Source organism: Pseudomonas chlororaphis (assembly GCA_001023535.1).
Classification (GTDB): domain Bacteria; phylum Pseudomonadota; class Gammaproteobacteria; order Pseudomonadales; family Pseudomonadaceae; genus Aquipseudomonas; species Aquipseudomonas chlororaphis_E.
Genome location: CP011020.1, coordinates 2792248 through 2813022 on the forward strand (window position 1 = coordinate 2792248; position 20775 = coordinate 2813022).

Here is a 20775-nt window from a genome sequence, read left to right on the forward strand (position 1 = left end):
ATGAACACACCGGCCTTGCGCTCCGCCACCGCATCGGGCTCGCTGCGACGGTTCTCCAACCTGTTGTACCGACGCCCCAACCTCTACCTGTCGATGTTACTGGTGCCGCCGCTGATCTGGTTCGGCGCGGTCTACCTGGGTTCGCTGCTGACCCTGTTGTGGCAGGGGTTCTACACCTTCGACGACTTCACCATGGCCGTCACGCCGGACCTGACCCTGGCGAACTTCGTCGCCCTGTTCCAACCCTCGAATGTCGACATCATCCTGCGCACCGTGAGCATGGCCATCGTCGTGTCCATCGCCAGCGCGATCGTCGCGTTCCCGATTGCCTACTACATGGCGCGCTACACCCGAGGCAAGACCAAGGCGTTTTTCTACATCGCGGTGATGCTGCCGATGTGGGCCAGCTACATCGTCAAGGCCTATGCCTGGACGCTCCTGCTGGCCAAGGGCGGCGTGGCGCAGTGGTTCATCCAGCAACTGGGCCTGGGACCGTCGCTGCAGTTCGTGCTTGGCGTCCCCGGCGTCGGGGGCAGCACGCTTTCCACCTCGCACCTGGGGCGCTTCCTGGTGTTTGTCTACATCTGGCTGCCCTTCATGATCCTGCCGATCCAGGCCTCCCTCGAACGCCTGCCGCCGTCGCTGCTGCAAGCCTCGGCAGACCTGGGCGCCAAACCGCGCCAGACGTTCATGCAGGTGATTGTGCCGCTGTCGATCCCAGGCATCGCCGCCGGCTCGATCTTCACGTTTTCACTCACCCTGGGGGATTTCATCGTGCCCCAACTGATGGGGCCGCCGGGCTACTTCGTCGGCAGCATGGTCTACGCCCAGCAAGGGGCCATCGGCAACATGCCCATGGCGGCCGCCTTCACGCTGGTGCCCATCGTGCTGATCGCCGTGTACCTGTCCATCGTCAAGCGCCTGGGGGCTTTCGATGCACTCTGACTCCTTGTCCCGAGCGTCCTGGGGGCTGCGTCTTGCGGCATGGGGCGGGCTGGTATTCCTGCACTTTCCGATCCTGATCATCGTCCTCTACGCGTTCAACACCGAGGACGCGGCGTTCAGCTTTCCGCCCAAGGGCCTGACCCTGAAGTGGTTCAGCGTCGCCTTCGCACGCCCCGACGTGCTGGAAGCGATCAAGTTGTCGCTGCAGGTCGCGGCCATCGCCACGCTGATCGCCATGGTGCTTGGCACGTTGGCCTCGGCGGCGCTGTACCGGCGTGAATTCTTCGGCAAGCAGGCCATTTCATTGATGCTGATCCTGCCGATCGCCCTGCCGGGGATCATCACCGGCATCGCGTTGCTGGCGACGTTCAAGAGCCTGGGGATCGAGCCGGGGATGTTCACCATCGTCGTCGGCCATGCAACCTTTTGCGTGGTGATCGTCTATAACAATGTCATCGCGCGCCTGCGCCGCACTGCCCACAGCCTGATCGAGGCGTCGATGGACCTGGGGGCCGACGGCTGGCAGACGTTCCGCTACATCATCCTGCCCAACCTGGGCTCGGCGTTGCTGGCCGGCGGAATGCTGGCGTTTGCGCTGTCGTTCGACGAAATTATCGTCACCACCTTCACCGCCGGCCACGAACGCACGCTGCCGCTGTGGCTGCTCAATCAACTCAGCCGGCCCCGCGACGTGCCGGTGACCAACGTGGTAGCGATGCTGGTGATGCTGGTGACCATGCTGCCGATACTGGGGGCCTATTACCTGACCCGAGGAGGCGAAAGCGTGGCGGGCAGCGGGGGAAAATGAATCAGCCACTGACGACTATCCAGTGAGGGAGCGATCGGCTCTCTGCCACAAAAAACAAAACAGCGAGAGGAGGACAGGGAGATGCAAACCAAACTACTGATCAACGGCCATCTGGTGGACGGCGAAGGGCCTGGTCAAGCCGTGTTCAACCCTGCGCTGGGCCGGGTGCTGGTGGAAATCAACGAGGCCAGCGAAGCCCAGGTGGACGCTGCCGTGCGCGCTGCCGACAGTGCGTTCGACAGCTGGTCCCAGGTGGCCCCCAAGGACCGCTCCTTGCTGCTGCTTCGGCTGGCCGACGCCATCGAGGCCCACGGCGAGGAGCTGGCAAAGCTGGAGTCGGACAATTGCGGCAAGCCCCTGAGCGCCGCGCTGAACGATGAGATCCCGGCGATCGCCGACGTGTTCCGCTTCTTTGCCGGCGCCAGCCGCTGCATGAACGGTTCGGCCGGCGGCGAGTACCTGCCGGGGCACACCTCGATGATCCGTCGCGACCCGGTGGGCGTCGTCGCCTCCATCGCACCGTGGAACTACCCGCTGATGATGGTCGCCTGGAAAATCGCCCCGGCCCTGGCCGCCGGCAATACCGTGGTGCTCAAGCCATCGGAACAGACCCCGCTGACGGCGTTGCGCCTGGCGCAACTGGCGTCAGAGATCTTCCCGGCCGGCGTGCTCAACGTGGTGTTCGGTCGCGGGCCGACCGTTGGCCAGCCCCTGGTGACCCACCCAAAAGTGCGCATGGTCTCGTTGACCGGCTCCATTGCCACCGGCTCGAACATCATTTCCAGCACCGCCGACAGCGTCAAGCGCACGCACATGGAACTGGGCGGCAAGGCCCCGGTGATCATCTTCGACGACGCCGACATCGACGCCGCGGTGGAAGGCATCCGCACCTTCGGCTTCTACAACGCCGGCCAGGATTGCACCGCCGCCTGCCGTATCTATGCCCAGCAAGGCATCTATGACACTTTTGTCGAAAAACTCGGCGCGGCGGTCAGCAGCATCAAGTACGGCCTGCAAACCGCCGCCGACACCGAGATGGGCCCGCTGATCACCGCCCAGCATCGCGACCGCGTGGCCGGGTTCGTCGAGCGCGCCATCGCCCAGGCGCATATTCGCCTGGTCACCGGCGGCAAGGCCGTGGAGGGCAACGGGTTCTTCTTCGAGCCGACCGTGCTGGCCGATGCCCAGCAGGATGACGAAATCGTCCGCCGGGAAGTCTTCGGGCCGGTGGTTTCCGTCACACCGTTCCTCGATGAAGCGCAAGTGCTGGCCTGGGCCAACGATTCGGACTACGGCCTGGCATCCTCGGTATGGACCGCCGACGTCGGTCGCGCCCATCGCCTGGCGGCACGCCTGCAATACGGCTGCACCTGGGTCAACACCCACTTCATGCTCGTCAGCGAAATGCCCCATGGCGGTCAGAAACGCTCCGGCTACGGCAAGGACATGTCCATGTATGGGCTGGAGGATTACACGGTGGTGCGCCATGTGATGTTCAAGCACTGAGTCAAGACAACGTTGGCAACACATGCCCACGGTTGCCGGGTCGAGGTCCTGCTAAGGTTTTCGTCGATCGATGCACGTTCGCCGGTTGACGGAAATCCTGGCAGAACCTAGGGTGTCTACAACGTATACACCCTAGGAGATCAGCCATGGCCTCGCCCGTTTTATCCTTTCGCGTGGAAGAAGGTCTGGCCCAACAGCTGGATTTGTTGGCCATCGCCACCGACCGCGATCGTCAATACCACCTCAAGCGTGCACTGGTCCGATATGTGGAGGCCGAATCCTGGCATCTGCAAGCCATCAGCGAAGGCGTGGCAGATGCCGACGCTGGAAACCTGACCGACCTGGACGCCGTGAAGGCTAAGTGGGCAAAGCGTGCCGAGCATCGTACTGACCAACAAAGCACAGAGTGACCTCGACTCGATTCACGAACACTACCAAGCTGCCCTCGGCAAGAACGGCGCAGATGCCGCCATCATCACGATCCTGGAAACCTTGCAACGCCTGCAGCGTTTTCCGGGTTCGGGCCGCCCCTCGATCGCACCCGATATCCGAGAGCTGGTGCTGACACGCTACCCGTTCGTTATCCCCTACCGTATGGTGCATGCACAAGTGCAGATTCTGCGGATATTGCACCAACGCAACGAGCGTCCACAGGACTGGTCGCCGGAATGACATCGGTGATGCCCGTCCACTCCGGCCGCCGATCCTGCCCTTAGAACCTCGAAACACTCCTCATTGCATCCACCAGGTAGCGCATGGCGATCCGGTCGCTTTCCGACAGTTCCCGATAGCGCTCCACCAGTTTCAGTTCTTCCAGGCTCAAGCGCCGCGACCTGCGCCCATGAGTCAGGTTTGGAAAGATCCCCAGTATTTCAGCGATGCCCTGTATTTTCGTCATGAGCGTATGTCCTTCTGTACGTCGAATGTAACTGATAGCGCGTGTGGATCCCGGCGTGGATCGCCTGTCACGCTAGAGAATAGGGAGGTTTCCAACCGGGAGAAGGGAGTTTTAGAGTAATTAGTCAAAAAATGCCGCAATCCTTATAAAAAAAGAAATAACTGTAAGAAATTTTGACTTAGCCCCGCTTTCCGTTCTCCCGGCACCCGCTCATCCCCTATGATTTTGCGCCTCGGTGAACCGATCCAGCTCTCAGGCATCTGTTCTAACGTTCGTCGCGTTTGGCCAAAGGCATGTCCGAACTCCTTCATCAGTCTTCTGTTGCCAGGATGGGCACGGGATTGTTTCGAGAAAGGTTGTATTTATGCACCGCAGGAACCTGCTCAAGGCCTCCATGGCCTTTGCCGCCTACACCGGGCTGTCAGCCTCAGGGCTCATGGCCGCGCGCGCCTGGGCTGCTGATCAGACCGCCGACGGCGAAGCCCGTCCCTTCGATTTCGATTCACTGAAAGACCAGGCCCGCAAACTGGCCGCCAGCCGCTACGTCGACACCAAGCAAGTCTTGCCGCCGACCCTGGCGCAGATGTCGCCCTTGCAGTTCAACGCCATTCAGTACGACGCCAATCACTCCCTGTGGAATGAGCTGGAAGGTCGGCAACTGGACGCGCAGTTCTTCCACGTCGGCATGGGCTTCAAGCAGCCAGTGCGCATGTACAGCCTCGACCCGAAGACCCGCATGGCCCGTGAGGTGCACTTCCGCCCGGAGCTGTTCAACTACGAGAAAACCACGGTCAACACCTCGCAACTGACGGGTGACCTGGGCTTCGCCGGCTTTCGCGTGTTCAAGGCGCCAGAACTGGCCCGCCACGACATCGTGTCGTTCCTGGGGGCCAGTTATTTCCGCGCCGTCGATGCCAGCGGCCAGTACGGGCTGTCGGCTCGCGGCCTGGCCATCGACACCTACGCCAAGAAACGCGAGGAATTCCCGGACTTCACCAAGTTCTGGTTCGAAACCCCGGACAAGAACAGCACCCGCTTCGTGGTCTACGCCTTGCTCGACTCCCCCAGCGCCACCGGTGCCTATCGGTTCGACATCGATTGTCAACCGACCCGTGTGGTGATGGAAATCGATGCGCACATCAACGCCCGCACCGCCATCGAACAACTGGGTATCGCGCCGATGACCAGCATGTTCAGTTGCGGCACCGTCGAGCGGCGCATGTGCGACACCATCCATCCGCAAATCCATGACTCCGACCGGCTGGCCATGTGGCGCGGCAACGGCGAGTGGGTCTGCCGTCCGTTGAACAACCCCGCCACCCTGCAATTCAACGCCTTTGCCGACAACAATCCGAAAGGTTTCGGCCTGGTACAGACCGACCATGACTTCGCCAGCTACCAGGACACCGTGGACTGGTACAGCAAGCGCCCGAGCCTGTGGGTCGAGCCGACGACGGCCTGGGGCGAGGGCTCGGTCGACCTGCTGGAAATTCCTACGACCGGCGAAACCCTGGATAACATCGTCGCGTTCTGGACACCGAAGAAACCGGTGGCCGCCGGCGACTCGCTGAACTACGGCTACAAACTCTACTGGAGCGCCCTGCCCCCGGTCAGCACGGACCTGGCCCATGTCGATGCAACCCGTTCGGGCATGGGCGGCTTCATCGAAGGCTGGGCGCCGGGCGAACACTACCCGACCGTCTGGGCCCGCCGCTTCGCCGTGGACTTCAGCGGCGGCGGTCTCGACCAGTTGCCACCGGGCACTGGCATCGAACCGGTGGTGACCTGCTCCCATGGCGAGGTGAAGGATTTCAACGTACTGGTGCTGGACGCGATCAAGGGCTACCGCATCACCTTCGACTGGTACCCGACCGACGACCGCGTCGACCCGGTGCAGATGCGCCTGTTCATCCGCACCAAGGACCGGACCTTGAGCGAGACCTGGCTGTACCAGTACTTCCCGCCAGCGCCGGACAAGCGCAAGTATCCCTGAGCCCTGCTGCGTCAGGGATGACGCCTTCGCGAGCAAGCCCGCTCCCATAGATTACGTGTGAACAACCCGAATCCACTGTGGGAGCGAGCTTGCTCGCGAAGACGGCAGTACCAACACTCACGATTTCAGATAAGCAAAAAGCCCCGGCCAATGACGACCGGGGCTTTTTTGTTTTACCAAACACTCAATCGCGCAAATCCGATTCATGAATCGGCTGGTCCCGATGCGTCGCCCGCTGGTACTGCGCCGGCCACACGGCCTTGCGCCCGCCCAGGTCATCGTCGGCGTGCAAGGCCCAGTACGGATCACGCAACAATTCGCGGGCCAGGAAGATGATGTCTGCCTGGCAGGTCCGCAGGATGTGTTCGGCCTGGGCCGGTTCGGTGATCATGCCCACCGTACCGGTGGCGATTTCCGATTCCTTGCGCACCCGTTCGGCAAAGCGGGTCTGGTAGCCAGGGCCGGTGGGGATCTCGGCGTTGGCGGCGGTGCCACCCGAGGACACGTCGATCAGGTCCACCCCCAACGCCCTGAGGCGCCGTGCCAGCTCCACGGTTTCATCCGGGTTCCAGCCGTCCTCGACCCAGTCGGTGGCGGAAACGCGCACGAACACCGGCAGCTCTTCAGGCCAGACCGCCCGGACCGCTTCGGTGACTTGCAGCACCAGGCGGATGCGGTTTTCGAACGAACCGCCATATTGATCGCGGCGCTGATTGCTCAAGGGCGACAGGAATTGATGCAGCAGGTAACCGTGGGCGGCGTGGACCTCGACCACCTTGAACCCGGCGGTGAGGGCGCGCTTGGCCGAATCGACGAACGCCTGGATCAGGCCGGCGATCTGCCCCTCGTCCAACTGGACCGGCTGGGTGTGTTGTGGGTCGAAGGCGATCGGCGACGGACCGACCGGCACCCAGCCGCCATCCGCCGGCTTCACGCTGCCGTGGTTGCCCAGCCAGGGGCGCCAGGTACTGGCCTTGCGTCCGGCGTGGGCCAACTGGATACCCGGCACAGCCCCCTGGGCGGTGATGAAACGGGTAATGCGTTGCAGCGGTTCGATCTGTTCATCGTTCCACAGCCCCAGGTCCTGGGCGGTGATACGGCCGTCAGCCGTGACGGCGGTGGCTTCGGTGAACACCAGGCCGGCGCCACCAACGGCGCGGCTTCCCAGGTGGACCAAATGCCAGTCGTTGGCCAGGCCATCGACGCTCGAATATTGGCACATCGGTGAGACCGCGATGCGATTGGGCAGGGTCAGTTGACGAAGGGTATAGGGTTCCAGCAGCAGACTCATGGGGCACCTCTCGAATCAGTGGGCAGGCTCCAGGGTTCTGTTTGAACAGTCGACGAGTGACAAAAGCGCAACACCCGCCCCCGCGGGCAACGAAAATCGACAAGACGTCACAAGGGCTATCAAGCAGTGCTTAGAGCCTAGTCGACAACGTGGGATAAGGCAGGGTTCAGAATCTAAAACAAGCTACTGTGGCGAGGGGAGTTATCCCCGCTGGGCTGCGCAGCAGCCCCAAAACCTGGCATCGAGGTGTACCTGGCATACCTCGTCAGCCAATTTGCGGCTGCTGTGCAGCCGAACGGGGATAAATCCCCTCGCCACAGGGAGATCATCGCCTTGGGAATCTGTGTGTTTACCGCGGCTCGATATGAGCAATCATCAACTGCACGGTTTCCTGGCCGCGGAACTCGTTGAGGTCGAGCTTATAGGCCAGTTCCACCCAGCGCACGGTAGGGTTGGGCCAGATCTCGCGGTCGATGCCAAAGGCGATGCCATCAAGCTTCACCGAGCCGCACTCGCTCTTGAGGACCACCTTCAAGTGCCGTTCGCCCACCACCCGCTGTTCCACCAACTGAAACACGCCGTGGAACATCGGCTCGGGGAAATGCTGGCCCCAGGGCCCGGCATGACGCAGCGCCCGGGCCAGTTCCAGGTGGAACTCCTCGACCGCCAACGTGCCGTCCGACAACAGCCGCCCGGTCAGGTCTTCGTCGCGCAGTTGCCTGCGCACTTCAGCGTCGAACGCCTCGGCAAACAACGGGAAATTCGCTTCCGGCAACGTCAGCCCCGCCGCCATGGCGTGGCCGCCGTACTTGCTGATCAGGGTCGGATGCTGCGCCGCCACCACGCTCAGCGCATCGCGAATGTGGAACCCCGGCACCGAGCGTCCCGAGCCCTTGAGTAAGCCGTCACCGGCGTCGGCAAAGGCGATGGTCGGTCGGAAATAGCGCTCTTTCATCCGCGAGGCGAGAATCCCGATCACCCCTTGGTGCCACTGCGGGTCGAACAGGCACAAGCCGAACGGCATCGACTCCACAGGCAGCTCCTTGAGCTGGGCCAGGGCTTCGCGCTGCATGCCTTGCTCGATGGATTTGCGGTCCTGGTTCATGCCATCCAGTTGCGCGGCCATTTCCCGCGCCAGGGCCGGGTCGTCGGTGAGCAGGCATTCAATGCCCAGGCTCATGTCATCCAGGCGCCCCGCCGCATTCAGGCGCGGCCCAAGGATAAACCCGAGGTCCGTGGAGGTGATGCGCGAAGGGTCGCGCTTGGCCACTTCCAGGATGGCCTTGATGCCTGGGCGGGCGCGCCCGGCACGAATCCGCTCCAGCCCCTGGTGCACCAGGATGCGGTTGTTGGCGTCCAGGGGCACCACGTCGGCGACGCTGCCCAGGGCCACCAGGTCGAGCAACTCGCCAATGTTCGGTTGCGGCGTGCTGGCGTACCACCCCAGGCTGCGCAGGCGGGCCCGCAGCGCCATCAGCACGTAGAAGATCACCCCGACCCCGGCCAGCGCCTTGCTCGGAAACTCACAGCCAGGCTGGTTCGGGTTGACGATGGCATCGGCCGCCGGCAGTTCGAGGCCCGGCAAGTGGTGGTCGGTGACCAGCACCTTGAGCCCCGCGGCCTTCGCCGCCGCCACGCCTTCCACGCTGGAAATCCCGTTGTCGACGGTGATCAGCAACTGCGGCTCGCGAGCCAGCGCGACTTCGACGATTTCCGGGGTCAGGCCATAGCCATACTCGAAGCGGTTGGGCACCAGGTAGTCGACATGGGCCGCACCAAGCAGGCGCAGCCCCAGCATGCCGACGGTGCTGGCGGTCGCGCCATCGGCGTCGAAGTCGCCGACGATCAGGATCCGCTGGCGCTGCTCCAGCGCCACCACCAACAGGTCAACCGCCGCGTCGATGCCCTTGAGCTGCTGGAACGGAATCAGGCGCGCCAGGCTCTTGTCCAGCTCGGCCTCGGACTGCACGCCACGGGCGGCGTACAGGCGAGTCAACAAGGGCGGCAGGTCCCCCAGAAACGGCAGGGTGTCGGGTAGCTGGCGGGGTTCTATGCGCATGGAGTGACGGACATTTCTCTATAAAGCTGTGGAATTTTGATGACTTGTGGCGAGGGAGCTTGATGCCGTGGTGGCTCAACCACGCTCGCCCAGCAACCATTGCAACTGGACTTCATGCTGACCGCGGTCATCGGTCACGAACACCGTGCCCTCGCTTATCATCACGTCCCACTTGATCACCCGGGGCATGTCCTGGGCCAGGGTTTCGAGCACTTCTTGGGGCACCGCGGCGATGTTGACGTTCTTCAGGTTCTTGATCGCCGGAATCACCTTGCCTTCCCAGACGCGCAAGCTGCCGTAGGCCAGCAGGCTGGTGCGCTCGGTGCGGCGCGAGCACCAGGTCAGGCGATCGGCATCGGGCTGACCGACTTCGATCCAGTGCAGCACACGGTCATCCAGGCTTTTTTCCCACAACGCTGGCTCATCGACATCCGACAGACCACGTCCAAAAGACAGCAGCTCGTTGTACCAGAGCGCGTAGGCCAGCAGACGCACGGTCATGCGTTCCTCGGTCTCCGAAGGGTGGCGGGCGATGGTCTGCTTCACGTTCTCGTAGACATTACGGTCGAGGTCGGTGAGGTTCAGTTCAAACTTGTAGGTCGTGGACGGCTGGGCCATGAACAGGGCTTCTTGATACGGGGAAAGGCGGCAAGTCTAACCGATGACGCGGGCAATCCACGAATTGCCGACCATCAACCTGCGGCGACTGACCCTGGCCTATGATAAAACGCTCTATTCGTTCTGCCTTGTCCTACAGGATCCGCCATGTCGCTCACTGCCAAACCCCTTGCCGGCGTCAAAGTCATCGAACTGGGCACCCTGATCGCCGGGCCCTTCGCTTCGCGAATCTGCGGTGAATTCGGCGCCGAGGTGATCAAGGTCGAATCGCCGGATGGCGGCGATCCGCTGCGCAAGTGGCGCAAGCTGTATGAAGGCACGTCCCTGTGGTGGTTCGTCCAGGCGCGCAACAAGCAATCCCTGACCCTGAACCTGAAACACCCCGAAGGCCTGCAGATCCTGAAAAAACTGATCGGCGAAGCCGACATCCTGATCGAGAACTTCCGGCCCGGCGTGCTGGAAAAACTCGGCCTGGGCTGGGACGTCCTGCACGCGCTCAACCCCAGGCTGGTGATGGTGCGGCTGTCGGGTTTCGGCCAGACCGGGCCGATGAAAGACCAGCCAGGGTTTGGCGCGGTGGGTGAATCCATGGGAGGCCTGCGCTACATCACCGGCTTCGAAGACCGTCCGCCCGTGCGCACCGGGATTTCCATCGGCGACTCCATCGCCGCACTCTGGGGCGTGATCGGCGCGCTCATGGCCCTGCGCCACCGCGAAGTCAACGGCGGCACCGGCCAGGTGGTGGACGTGGCGTTGTACGAGGCGATCTTCGCCATGATGGAAAGCATGGTGCCGGAGTTCGACGTGTTCGGTTTCATCCGTGAGCGCACCGGCAATATCATGCCCGGCATCACACCGTCGTCGATCCACACCAGCGCCGACGGCAAGCACGTGCAGATCGGCGCCAACGGTGACGCGATCTTCAAGCGCTTCATGCAGCTCATCGGTCGCGACGACCTGGCCAATGACCCGCAACTGGCCAGCAACGATGGCCGTGACGCCCGCCGTGACGAGTTGTATGGCGTCATCGACCGCTGGGTCAATTCACTGCCCCTCGATGTCGTCATCGAACAGTTGAACCAGGCCGGCGTGCCGGCCAGCCGGATATTCAGCGCCGAGGACATGTTCAACGACCCGCAATTCCTCGCCCGGGAAATGTTCCTGCAGGCCAAGTTGCCAGACGGCAAGGGGTTCAAGATGCCCGGTATCGTCCCGAAACTGTCGGACACGCCGGGCACTTGCGACTGGGTCGGGCCGACGTTGGGGGAACACAACGCACAAGTGCTCGGCGAGCTTGGCTACGATGCACAGCAGATCGCCAAGCTGCGCACCGACGGCGCTATTTGACACACCACAGCGGGCCGTCACTGAAGATCAAGTTGTGGGAGCAAGCTTGCTCCCACAAAGGTTGCGCGCTAAAACACAAACGCCAGGCAAAAAGAAACCCCGAGCAGTGGGGAGACAACTCGGGGTTAAACGTAACCATTCATGGTTAGTACAACAAGCGACGAGCACCGGAGCACAATGCTCGCTCTTGTTGGTAAAAGGTCTGACTCACCAAAGCGTAGGAAGGTTCCCACGAACTCGGGTCAATTCGGGGCAACCATGACCTTGTCGCCCGCCAGGTTACGCAGCGCCGCTATCACACAGGGCTCCAGGCGCCCCTCGGCAATCAGTACATCGCGGTGCAGGCCGTCGACCACGTCCGTCAGCTGACGCTTGTCGGTCAATTGGGCTTGGTTGAACACTCGTTCGACCATAATGGCCCCGGAGGCATTCTTCAGCGTCACCAGGCATTCGCCCTTGGCGCCAGAGGGAGTCAGCGAGACCTGATACGGGCTCAAAGCCTCACCCAGCAATAGGCTGATACTTTCCATTCGCTCACCCTTCAATAGTCCGAAAACAACTGCGTGTACCCAGTAAATGACCGTGGGCCGCAACAGAAAGTTCGCCAGCGCAGCGAGGCGGCACACCTGGGCCTCGTTCAACCGAGCATGCGCGTGCAATGTGACAGGCAAACAACAGGCCGGCGCATCGCGAACGCTGCGGGATCAGGCCAGCAAGCCATCGGAACGACACCACCGGCGCCCTGCGTCCTTCCAGCCGCCCAGCAGCCCGCGCAACTGCCCATCGGCCCCGTAGAACGGCACCGACCAATGGTAGATATTGCGCAAACCGCCATTGAACAGCAGTTGCCGGTCGGCAAATCGGGATTGTCCGGTGCGCAACTGCTCCATCATTTCGCCATGCAGCTGTTCGGCGGTGGCCGGGGGGAAAACGCTGGAATCCGTCAATCGCGTGCCCCGCAGCTTTTCGAAACGCGTCGCCAACAGGTCTTCGTAACTTTTGTTGCACATGATCAGGCGCCCTTCCAGGTCGCGGATGAAGATCGGATCGGGAATCGCGTCCATCAAGGCCCGCTGCAACATCAACTGGTCCTTGAGCACGGCCTCGGCCTGGAGGCGCTGATCGATCTGGATCTGCAGGCGACGGTTCCACAGCACGGACAACAGGCCGAACAGCGCGACCGTGATCACGCACCAGTACCCCCACGTCGACACGCGCTGCCACAGCGAAGGCGCAGGGCTGGGGAGCGTGCCCGTCAGCCACTTGGCACGCAGTGCGCGCATGTCCTCGGCCGGAAACCCTTCCAGCGCCTTGTTCAGGATCCCCAGCAAGGGGGTGAGGTCCTGGCGCACCGCCAGGTAGTCCGGTTCCCAGCGCCCCTCAAGGCTGGCGCCGACCTGCAACTGCCCCGCCGGGTAGAGGTGCACGCTGGTTTCGTTCTCGATGGTGGCGAAGGCCTCCCGGCTTTCCACCAACGCCCGCGCCTCCCCATACGTCTTGACCGTGCGCAACTCGATGGTCGGGTAGTCGCGCCGGATCTCCGCCTCCAGGGCATGCCGGGCGGGCAACGCCAGGACCTTGCCCTTGAGCTGCTCCAGCGAATGGAGCACCGTCTCCCCGGCCCGGCCGACCAATACCCAGCCGAAGCCGCCAAATGCATGGCTGAAATGGAGGAAGTCCCGGCGTTCGTCATTCATCGCCAGATTAGCGGTCATGTCCGCCTCGCCATTCTCCAGCATGGTCAATAACTGGCCAGGGGAAAACGACTCCCGGTGCACGAACTCAAGGCCGGTCATCAGCGCAATGCGCTGGAGAATGTCGTGGTTCAAGCCGTCCCACTGCCCCAGCTCATTCTTGAACAGGTACAGCGGAAACTGCATCGAGGCCACCACGACCCGCGGGTTTTCCCTGATCCACTTCAATTCCCGGGCATCCAGTACCAGCCGTTCGCCAGGGTTGAGCGGTGGCGCCTGGACGGTGGCCAACGGCGTCGCCCCGCCCCACGGCGCCCAGTACATCAACGCCAGGCCTGCCACCCAACTGCGCAAGGGTTCGGATTTGATAAAAAACAACATCTGCACTTTCCTTCGAGATGACTCGCTCGTCCCTCCCAGGGCCGAAAACCCGATCAGTTTGGCATGCAGAAACAAGAAAGCCCGTCAGGAGACGGGCTTCAAAATGTGACAGGTTCAGCCGGTCAGAGTGGCTTTCCGCGGTTGCCATGCTGACTGACAAAGGCCTGCACGGCAGCCAGGTCGTTGGGCAACACGGTGCAACGCTCATCTCTCTCAAACAAATCAGAAAGATGTGCAGGCAGTTCCAGCGCTTTTCCTACACCCGCTTGCTCCACGGCTTCCGGGAACTTGACCGGATGGGCCGTCCCCAGGACCACCATCGGGATGTCCAGGCTGCGACGGCACTCACGGGCGGCCTTGACGCCGATGGCGGTGTGCGGGTCGAGCAACTCGCCGCATTGGCTGAAGACCTCGGCGATGGTTTCGCAGGTTTGCGCGTCATCCACGGCCAGGGAATCGAAGAGCTTGCGGGCTTCGGTCCAGCGCTCGGGCTCGACGCTGAAGCCGCCGCCCTGCTTGAAGCTGTCCATCAGGCCGGCGATGGCCGCGCCATTGCGACCGTGCAGGTCGAACAGCAAGCGTTCGAAGTTCGACGAGACCATGATGTCCATCGACGGCGACAACGTGGCGTGCAGGGTTTCCTTGACGTACTGGTTGCCGCTCATGAAGCGGTGCAGGATGTCGTTGCGGTTGGTGGCGACGATCAACTGGTTGATCGGCAGGCCCATGTTGCGCGCCAGGTAGCCGGCGAAGATATCGCCAAAGTTGCCGGTGGGTACCGAGAACGCCACGGAACGGGCCGGGCCGCCCAGTTGCAGGGCTGCGTGGAAGTAATAAACGATCTGGGCCATGATCCGTGCCCAGTTGATCGAATTCACCGCCACCAGCCGGGTGCCCTTGAGGAAACCCTGATCGGCGAAACTGGCCTTGACCATTTCCTGGCAGTCGTCGAAGTTGCCTTCGATGGCGATGTTGTGGATGTTATCGCCGAAGATGGTCGTCATCTGCCGACGCTGCACTTCCGAGACACGGTTGTGCGGGTGCAGGATGAAGATGTCGACGTTCTCGCAATGCTTGCAGCCTTCGATGGCGGCCGAGCCGGTGTCGCCGGAGGTGGCGCCCACGATCACCACGCGCTCGCCACGTTTTTGCAACACGTAGTCCAGCAGGCGGCCGAGCAATTGCAGGGCGAAGTCCTTGAACGCCAGGGTCGGGCCGTGGAACAGCTCCATCACCCACTCGTTACCGTTGAGCTGACGCAGCGGTGCGATAGCGTTGTGGGAAAAGACCCCGTAGGTCTCTTCGAGAATCTTTTTGAAATCGGCGTCCGGGATGCTGCCGGTGACGAACGGGCGCATGACCCGGAACGCCAGCTCGTGGTACGGCAGGCCGGCCCAGGAGGCGATTTCTTCCTGGGTGAAACGGGGCAGGTTTTCCGGCACATAGAGGCCGCCGTCCGTGGCCAGGCCGGCCAGCAGGACATCTTCGAAATTCAGGGCCGGTGCCTGGCCGCGGGTGCTGATATAGCGCATGGGGGCAAACCTTTGGTTTGAGCTTCGAGCTTCGAGCTGCAAGCTACAAGTTGACAGCGGATCGGCTTTTACTTGGAGCTTGCAGCTTGCGGCTTGCAGCTTTGATTAATTCAGATGCTCAACGCGGATCCGGACAACAGGGCCTACCACGCCCTGGAGCGCTTCGAGCGCGGCAATCGCGTCGTTGATGCGCTGCTCGACCACACGGTGGGTCAGCAGGATCATCGGCACCAGGCCGTCGTGTTCCTCGACTTCCTTCTGCATGATCGACTCGATGTTGATCCCCCGCTCGGACAGGATACTCGCCACCTGGGCCAGTACGCCCGGGTGGTCCTTGGCCTGGATCCGTAGGTAGTAGGAGCTTTCGCACGCCTCGATCGGAAGAATCGGGTGGGCCGACAACGAATCCGGCTGGAAGGCCAGGTGCGGTACACGGTTTTCCGGGTCGGAGGTCATGGCGCGGACCACGTCCACCAGGTCGGCGACCACCGAGGAAGCCGTCGGCTCCATGCCGGCACCGGCGCCGTAGAACAGCGTCGAACCGGACGCGTCGCCGTTGACCATCACCGCGTTCATCACGCCGTTGACGTTGGCGATCAGGCGATCGGCCGGGATCAGCGTCGGGTGCACGCGCAGCTCGATGCCGCTGGCGGTGCTGCGTGCCACGCCCAGGTGCTTGATGCGGTAGCCCAGCGCTTCGGCGTAGTTCACGTCAGCGGTGGTCAGCTTGGTGATGCCTTCGGTGTAGGCCTTGTCGAACTGCAACGGGATACCGAACGCGATGGACGCCAGGATCGTCAGCTTGTGCGCGGCGTCGATGCCTTCCACGTCGAAGGTCGGATCGGCCTCGGCGTAACCCAGGGCCTGGGCCTCGGCCAGGACGTCTTCGAAGGTGCGACCCTTCTCGCGCATCTCGGTGAGGATGAAGTTGCCGGTACCGTTGATGATCCCCGCCACCCAGTTGATACGGTTGGCCGACAGGCCTTCACGGATCGCCTTGATTACCGGGATGCCACCGGCCACGGCGGCTTCGAACGCCACGATCACACCCTTCTCGCGGGCCTTGGCGAAAATTTCATTACCGTGAACGGCGATGAGCGCCTTGTTCGCGGTGACCACATGCTTGCCATTCTCGATGGCCTTGAGTACCAACTCGCGGGCAACGGTATAGCCGCCCACCAGCTCTACGACGATGTCGATCTCAGGGTTCGTGGCCACTTCGAAGACATCGTTGGTAATCGCAATACCGGTCGTCTGGAACTGAGGCTTTGGCGTGCGCATGGCAATTTGTGCCACTTCGATTCCACGCCCGGCACGACGAGCAATTTCCTCGGCGTTGCGCTGAAGTACGTTGAAGGTGCCGCCACCGACGGTACCTAACCCACAGATGCCTACTTTGACCGGATTCACTCTTGACTCCCCATGAAACGGCCGACGCAAGGGTCGGCCGTGAATACAGCCGCGCAGCAACGCGGCTTTGTGTTTAACGGCCCGACGAAGGTTTTCGCCGAGCCGTGACCTTCAAAAACGGATCATTCATGATCATTTGGCACCAAGGGCCAGTTTGGCGACTTGTGGCGCCGGCTGGTAGCCCGGAATCACCTGGCCGTCGGCCAAAACGATGGCCGGTGTGCCGTTCACGCCGATGGACTGGCCGAGGGCGAACTGTTTGGAAACCGGGTTCTCGCACTTGGCGGCCTTGATTTCCTTGCCATCGACCATCTTGTCCATGGCCGCCTTCTTGTCCTTGGAGCACCAGACCGCCTGCAACTGCTCGTCACCCGGCGAACCCAAGCCCTGGCGCGGGAACGCCACGTAGCGCACTTCGATGCCGCGCTTGTTCAGCTCCGGCACTTCGGCGTGCAACTTATGGCAATACGGGCAGGTGGTGTCGGTGAACACGGTGATATGGGACTTGGTTTCGCCAACGGCCGGGTAGACCACGGTTTCCGCAACCGGAATGCCGTTGATCAGCTTGGAGATGCCCTGGCGTTCGGTGATCTCGGTGAGATTGACCGGCTTGCCGTCCTTGAGCTCGAACAGGTTGCCCTGGACGATGTACTGCCCGTCGGCGCTGGCATAGAGCACGCGGCTGCCCTTGAGCTTGACTTCATACAGACCGGACATCGGGCTGGCCGAAATGGCTTCGATCGGCACTTCGAGCTGAAGGTTTTCCAGGCTCTTGCGGATAGCCTTGTCGGCCGCGTCATCGGCGATGGCAAAGGTACTGGCCAGCGCGATGGCGGCGGCGGTGAACATCTGGATCAAGCGCATGAGGACTCCTGAGGCGAACAAATGGGACGGGGAAACGCCGACCTTGGATTCGGGTTCCAGCCGCCCACTGTGCAAACCGGCAAAGCCTACCACATAAGGCCCGCGTGGCCGAATGCCGGTGATGCAAGACGCTTAGAGGATTGATGCAGGCTGACACACCGCCATCGCGAGCAAGCTCGCTCCCACACTTTGGTCGGTGCCGGTCCGCAATTACGCATCCACCACCAATCCCTGTGGGAGCGAGCTTGCTCGCGATGGCGGCAGCACTGACAACATCGCGGCAGATTTCAACCCCGCGGATGGTGCTTGGCATGCAAGTCTTGCAGCCGTGCCCGAGCGACGTGAGTGTAGATCTGGGTGGTGGACAGGTCGCTGTGGCCCAACAACATCTGCACCACCCGCAGGTCAGCGCCGTGGTTGAGCAGGTGCGTGGCGAAGGCGTGGCGCAAGGTGTGGGGCGAGAGGGATTTGCCGATGCCGGCGACCTTGGCCTGATGCTTGATACGGTGCCAGAAGGTCTGGCGGGTCATCTGGTCGCCATTACGACTGGGGAACAGCACGTCACTGGGACGCCCGCCCAACAGTTCGTGGCGGGCCTCGCGCAGGTAGCGCTCGACCCAGACAATCGCTTCTTCGCCCATCGGCACCAGGCGTTCCTTGCTGCCCTTGCCCATCACCCGCAACACGCCCTGGCGCAGGTTCACCTGTTCCAGGGTCAGGCTGATCAGCTCGGTGACGCGCAGGCCGCAGGCATACAAGACCTCCAGCATGGCCCGGTCGCGCTGGCCGATGGCTTCACTGAGGTCAGGCGCCGCCAGCAACGCTTCCACGTCGGCTTCCGACAGGGACTTAGGCAGCGGGCGCCCCAGTTGCGGCATCTCCACCCGCAGGGTCGGGTCCACCGCGATCAGCTTTTCCCTCAACAGATAGCGATAAAACCCACGCAAACCGGAGAGAAATCGTGCGGTTGAGCGTGGCTTATAGGCCTGCTCCAGGCGCCACGCCAGGTGATCGAGGATCAGTTCCCGACCGGCATTGATCAATTCCAGGTTCTGTTCCTGCAGCCAGCCGTTGAACAGGGCCAGGTCGCTGCGGTAGGCCTGGCGGGTGTTGTCGGACAGTCCCTTCTCCAACCACAAGGCGTCGAGGAACTGGTCTATCAAGGGATGATCGATGGCTGGCATAAAGACTCGTGAAAAATGCAGGCTTACGCAGGGTGCTCAAAGACCTAATCGCAGGCAACAAAAAAGCAGCCCGTAGGCTGCTTTTTTTGCATCGGAAGCTGGACTTAAGCCAGTTTTTCCTTGATGCGAGCTGCTTTACCCGACAGGTCGCGCAGGTAGTACAGCTTGGCTTTACGTACGTCACCGCGACGCTTGACAGCCATGCTGTCGATTTGCGGGCTGTAGGTCTGGAAAGTACGCTCTACGCCAACACCGTTGGAGATTTTACGAACGGTGAAAGCACTGTTCACGCCACGGTTACGCTTGGCGATAACGACGCCTTCGAACGCTTGCAGACGGGAACGATCACCTTCCTTCACTTTCACCTGAACGACAATGGTGTCGCCCGGGGCAAAGGTAGGGATCTCTTTGGTCATCTGCTCTGCTTCGAGTGCAAGGATGATTTTGTTAGTCATGCTGTGCTCCTAAGGCAAGTCTCGGACTTACCATCGATACGTTGTTAACTATCGTCCCGCTCGCGGATGTATTCCTCGAGCAGCTTCTTCTCTTCTCCAGAAAGCGAGCGGCTTTCCAGAAGATCGGCGCGTCGTTCATAGGTCCGACCAAGGGACTGCTGTAAACGCCAACGCCGGATGTGCGCGTGGTTGCCACTTAGCAACACGTCGGGAACACGCTGATCCGCATACACCTCCGGTCGGGTGTAGTGCGGGCAATCCAGCAGACCATCCGTAAAGGAATCTTCCTCAGCGGAATCCACATGCCCTAAAGCTCCAGGCAGCAGTCGTGTAACCGCATCGATCAGGACCATCGCCGGCAGCTCGCCGCCAGACAGTACATAGTCGCCAATCGACCACTCTTCATCGACATGAGCTTCAATGAAACGCTCGTCAATGCCTTCATAACGGCCGGCAATCAGGATCAATGCATCCGAATTCGCCAGCTCGCGTACCGCCGACTGAGTCAGCTGGCGGCCTTGGGGCGACAGGTAGATCACCTTCGCACCTTCCCCGGCTGCCGCCCTGGCCTGAACCAGTGCATCTTCCAGGGGCTTGATCTTCATCACCATGCCCGGACCCCCGCCAAACGGGCGATCGTCCACAGTGTGATGCCGATCCGTGGTGTAGTCCCGCGGATTCCAACAAGTGAGCTGCAACAGCTCCTGTTTCACCGCGCGGCTGGTTATGCCGTACTCGCTGATGGCGGAAAACATCTCGGGAAACAATGTGATGACTTCAACGCGCAAGTTAGCCACGTTCAGAAATCCGCATCCCATTCCACCTTCATCTCGCCTGCCGCAAGGTCGACGGCCAACACGCATTGCTCGGTATAGGGCAACAGGCGTTCACGATCATCCAGGCTGCCGACGCAAGGCTTGACCACCAGTACATCGTTCGAACCGGTCTCGAGCAGGTGATCGATCTTTCCGAGCAGTTGCCCGAGTGAATCGATAACCTTCAGACCTACCAGCTGGTACCAGTAGTACTCGCCGTCGGTCAGTTCAGGGAACAGGTTGCGTGGCACGCAGATCTCATAACCGGCCAGAAGACGCGCTTCTTCACGATCATCGAGACCCTTGAGCTTCGCGACCAGGAACTTGTCGTTCCCACGTCCGCTGACCAGCTCCACCTGTTTCACGCTGCCTTCGCGCTTGAGCGTCCAGGCTTTGTAGTCCAACAGGTTCTTGATCGGATCAGTAAAGGAATACACCTTCACTTCGCCGCGAACGCCATGAACAGAATAAATCTTGCCGACAACGATCAGGTCATCAGCCGCTTTTGGCGTCGCGTTCATATTGCTCAGGCCGCAGCCTTAGCCGATTCCTTCAACAACTGAGCAACACGCTCAGAAGGTTGTGCACCAACGCTCAGCCAGTAGGCTACGCGCTCTTGGTTCACGGACAGACGAACTTCCTGACCACGGGCGATAGGGTTGAAGAAACCAACCTGCTCTTTGTGGGAACCGTCACGCGGGTTGCGGCTGTCGGTTACGGTCAGGTGGTAAAACGGGCGCTTTTTGGAGCCGCCAAGGGCAAGACGGATTGTTAGCATGTGAACATCGTTCCTGTAGTCGGTGCTGCAAATCTAAATGCACAGCGGGCATGGGTGCCCGAAAGGCCGCATATTCTAAGGAATATCCAGACTTTTGCAAATGACTTTTTCCGGCGAGTGCCGGCCTGCCATTCAGATCTGCCGCGGTCAGCGCCCGCCGGCGGCGGGTTGGCTGGAGATCCCACGTCCCCGTGGGC

21 protein-coding genes are annotated in these 20775 nt (G+C 61.6%); 7 read left to right on the forward strand and 14 right to left on the reverse strand.

All coding sequences use genetic code 11. The annotated features are described in order from the left end of the window. The 5 genes from VM99_12300 to VM99_12320 all read left to right on the forward strand — a co-directional run bounded on the left by VM99_12300 (position 1) and on the right by VM99_12320 (position 3931). Positions 1-945 (forward strand): spermidine/putrescine ABC transporter permease, encoded by a 945-nt coding sequence (locus VM99_12300; GenBank protein AKJ98808.1) that lies wholly within the window; start codon positions 1-3, stop codon positions 943-945. Next, the gene (locus tag VM99_12305) at positions 935-1753 is read left to right on the forward strand and encodes a spermidine/putrescine ABC transporter permease (GenBank protein AKJ98809.1); all 819 of its coding nucleotides are present in this window, start codon (positions 935-937) and stop codon (positions 1751-1753) included. Before VM99_12300 ends, VM99_12305 begins: the two co-directional genes overlap by 11 nt. 81 nt (positions 1754-1834) lie before the next feature. Next, positions 1835-3259, forward strand: a complete 1425-nt coding sequence (locus VM99_12310) for a gamma-aminobutyraldehyde dehydrogenase (protein AKJ98810.1) — start codon at positions 1835-1837, stop codon at positions 3257-3259. A 146-nt stretch (positions 3260-3405) separates the two neighbouring features. Continuing rightward, positions 3406-3669 carry a transcriptional regulator gene (locus VM99_12315; GenBank protein ID AKJ98811.1) on the forward strand — a complete coding sequence of 88 codons (264 nt, stop codon included), beginning with the start codon at positions 3406-3408 and terminating at the stop codon, positions 3667-3669. Continuing rightward, positions 3632-3931 carry a plasmid stabilization protein ParE gene (locus VM99_12320; protein ID AKJ98812.1) on the forward strand — a complete coding sequence of 100 codons (300 nt, stop codon included), beginning with the start codon at positions 3632-3634 and terminating at the stop codon, positions 3929-3931. Before VM99_12315 ends, VM99_12320 begins: the two co-directional genes overlap by 38 nt. Before the next feature lie 40 nt (positions 3932-3971). Here the strand turns inward: VM99_12320 and VM99_12325 are convergent, their stop codons facing one another. Continuing rightward, a complete protein-coding gene (locus VM99_12325; GenBank protein AKJ98813.1) occupies positions 3972-4157 on the reverse strand; it encodes a hypothetical protein in 186 nt (61 codons plus the stop codon). Positions 4158-4521: 364 nt separating this feature from the next. Here VM99_12325 and mdoD point away from each other — a divergent pair, with 364 nt between their 5' ends. After that, entirely contained in the window at positions 4522-6150 is a 1629-nt protein-coding gene (mdoD, locus tag VM99_12330) for a glucan biosynthesis protein D (GenBank protein AKJ98814.1), read from the forward strand. A gap of 184 nt (positions 6151-6334) precedes the next feature. Here the strand turns inward: mdoD and VM99_12335 are convergent, their stop codons facing one another. The 3 genes from VM99_12335 to VM99_12345 form a co-directional block, all read right to left on the reverse strand. Further along, positions 6335-7441: an oxidoreductase gene (locus VM99_12335; GenBank protein AKJ98815.1), complete on the reverse strand. Its 1107-nt coding sequence runs from the start codon at positions 7439-7441 to the stop codon at positions 6335-6337. 349 nt (positions 7442-7790) lie between these two features. Further along, complete coding sequence (locus VM99_12340; GenBank protein ID AKJ98816.1) at positions 7791-9500, reverse strand: ssDNA exonuclease RecJ; 1710 nt, start codon at positions 9498-9500, stop codon at positions 7791-7793. A 75-nt stretch (positions 9501-9575) separates the two neighbouring features. Continuing rightward, entirely contained in the window at positions 9576-10118 is a 543-nt protein-coding gene (locus VM99_12345; GenBank protein AKJ98817.1) for a hypothetical protein, read from the reverse strand. A 147-nt stretch (positions 10119-10265) separates the two neighbouring features. On the opposite strand from VM99_12345, the gene VM99_12350 reads away from it, so the two are divergent. After that, entirely contained in the window at positions 10266-11465 is a 1200-nt protein-coding gene (locus VM99_12350) for a CoA-transferase (GenBank protein ID AKJ98818.1), read from the forward strand. A gap of 242 nt (positions 11466-11707) precedes the next feature. Here the strand turns inward: VM99_12350 and VM99_12355 are convergent, their stop codons facing one another. The 10 genes from VM99_12355 to rpsP all read right to left on the reverse strand — a co-directional run bounded on the left by VM99_12355 (position 11708) and on the right by rpsP (position 20578). Beyond that, positions 11708-11995 (reverse strand): hypothetical protein, encoded by a 288-nt coding sequence (locus tag VM99_12355; GenBank protein ID AKJ98819.1) that lies wholly within the window; start codon positions 11993-11995, stop codon positions 11708-11710. A gap of 174 nt (positions 11996-12169) precedes the next feature. Next, the gene (locus tag VM99_12360) at positions 12170-13540 is read right to left on the reverse strand and encodes a histidine kinase (protein ID AKJ98820.1); all 1371 of its coding nucleotides are present in this window, start codon (positions 13538-13540) and stop codon (positions 12170-12172) included. Between the two features lie 122 nt (positions 13541-13662). Next, a complete protein-coding gene (locus VM99_12365; protein AKJ98821.1) occupies positions 13663-15072 on the reverse strand; it encodes a threonine synthase in 1410 nt (469 codons plus the stop codon). 105 nt (positions 15073-15177) lie between these two features. After that, positions 15178-16482: a homoserine dehydrogenase gene (locus VM99_12370; protein ID AKJ98822.1), complete on the reverse strand. Its 1305-nt coding sequence runs from the start codon at positions 16480-16482 to the stop codon at positions 15178-15180. Positions 16483-16614: 132 nt separating this feature from the next. Continuing rightward, positions 16615-17346, reverse strand: coding sequence for a protein-disulfide isomerase (locus VM99_12375; GenBank protein AKJ98823.1), 732 nt, complete (start codon positions 17344-17346; stop codon positions 16615-16617). A gap of 287 nt (positions 17347-17633) precedes the next feature. Beyond that, positions 17634-18530 carry a tyrosine recombinase XerD gene (locus tag VM99_12380; GenBank protein AKJ98824.1) on the reverse strand — a complete coding sequence of 299 codons (897 nt, stop codon included), beginning with the start codon at positions 18528-18530 and terminating at the stop codon, positions 17634-17636. 104 nt (positions 18531-18634) lie between these two features. Beyond that, on the reverse strand, positions 18635-18985 hold the full coding sequence (locus VM99_12385; protein AKJ98825.1) for a 50S ribosomal protein L19: 351 nt from the start codon (positions 18983-18985) through the stop codon (positions 18635-18637). Between the two features lie 44 nt (positions 18986-19029). Continuing rightward, complete coding sequence (locus VM99_12390; protein ID AKK01740.1) at positions 19030-19782, reverse strand: tRNA (guanine-N1)-methyltransferase; 753 nt, start codon at positions 19780-19782, stop codon at positions 19030-19032. A gap of 2 nt (positions 19783-19784) precedes the next feature. After that, a complete protein-coding gene (locus VM99_12395; protein AKJ98826.1) occupies positions 19785-20321 on the reverse strand; it encodes a 16S rRNA processing protein RimM in 537 nt (178 codons plus the stop codon). A gap of 5 nt (positions 20322-20326) precedes the next feature. Further along, complete coding sequence (gene rpsP, locus VM99_12400; GenBank protein ID AKJ98827.1) at positions 20327-20578, reverse strand: 30S ribosomal protein S16; 252 nt, start codon at positions 20576-20578, stop codon at positions 20327-20329. Positions 20579-20775: the final 197 nt, after the last annotated feature.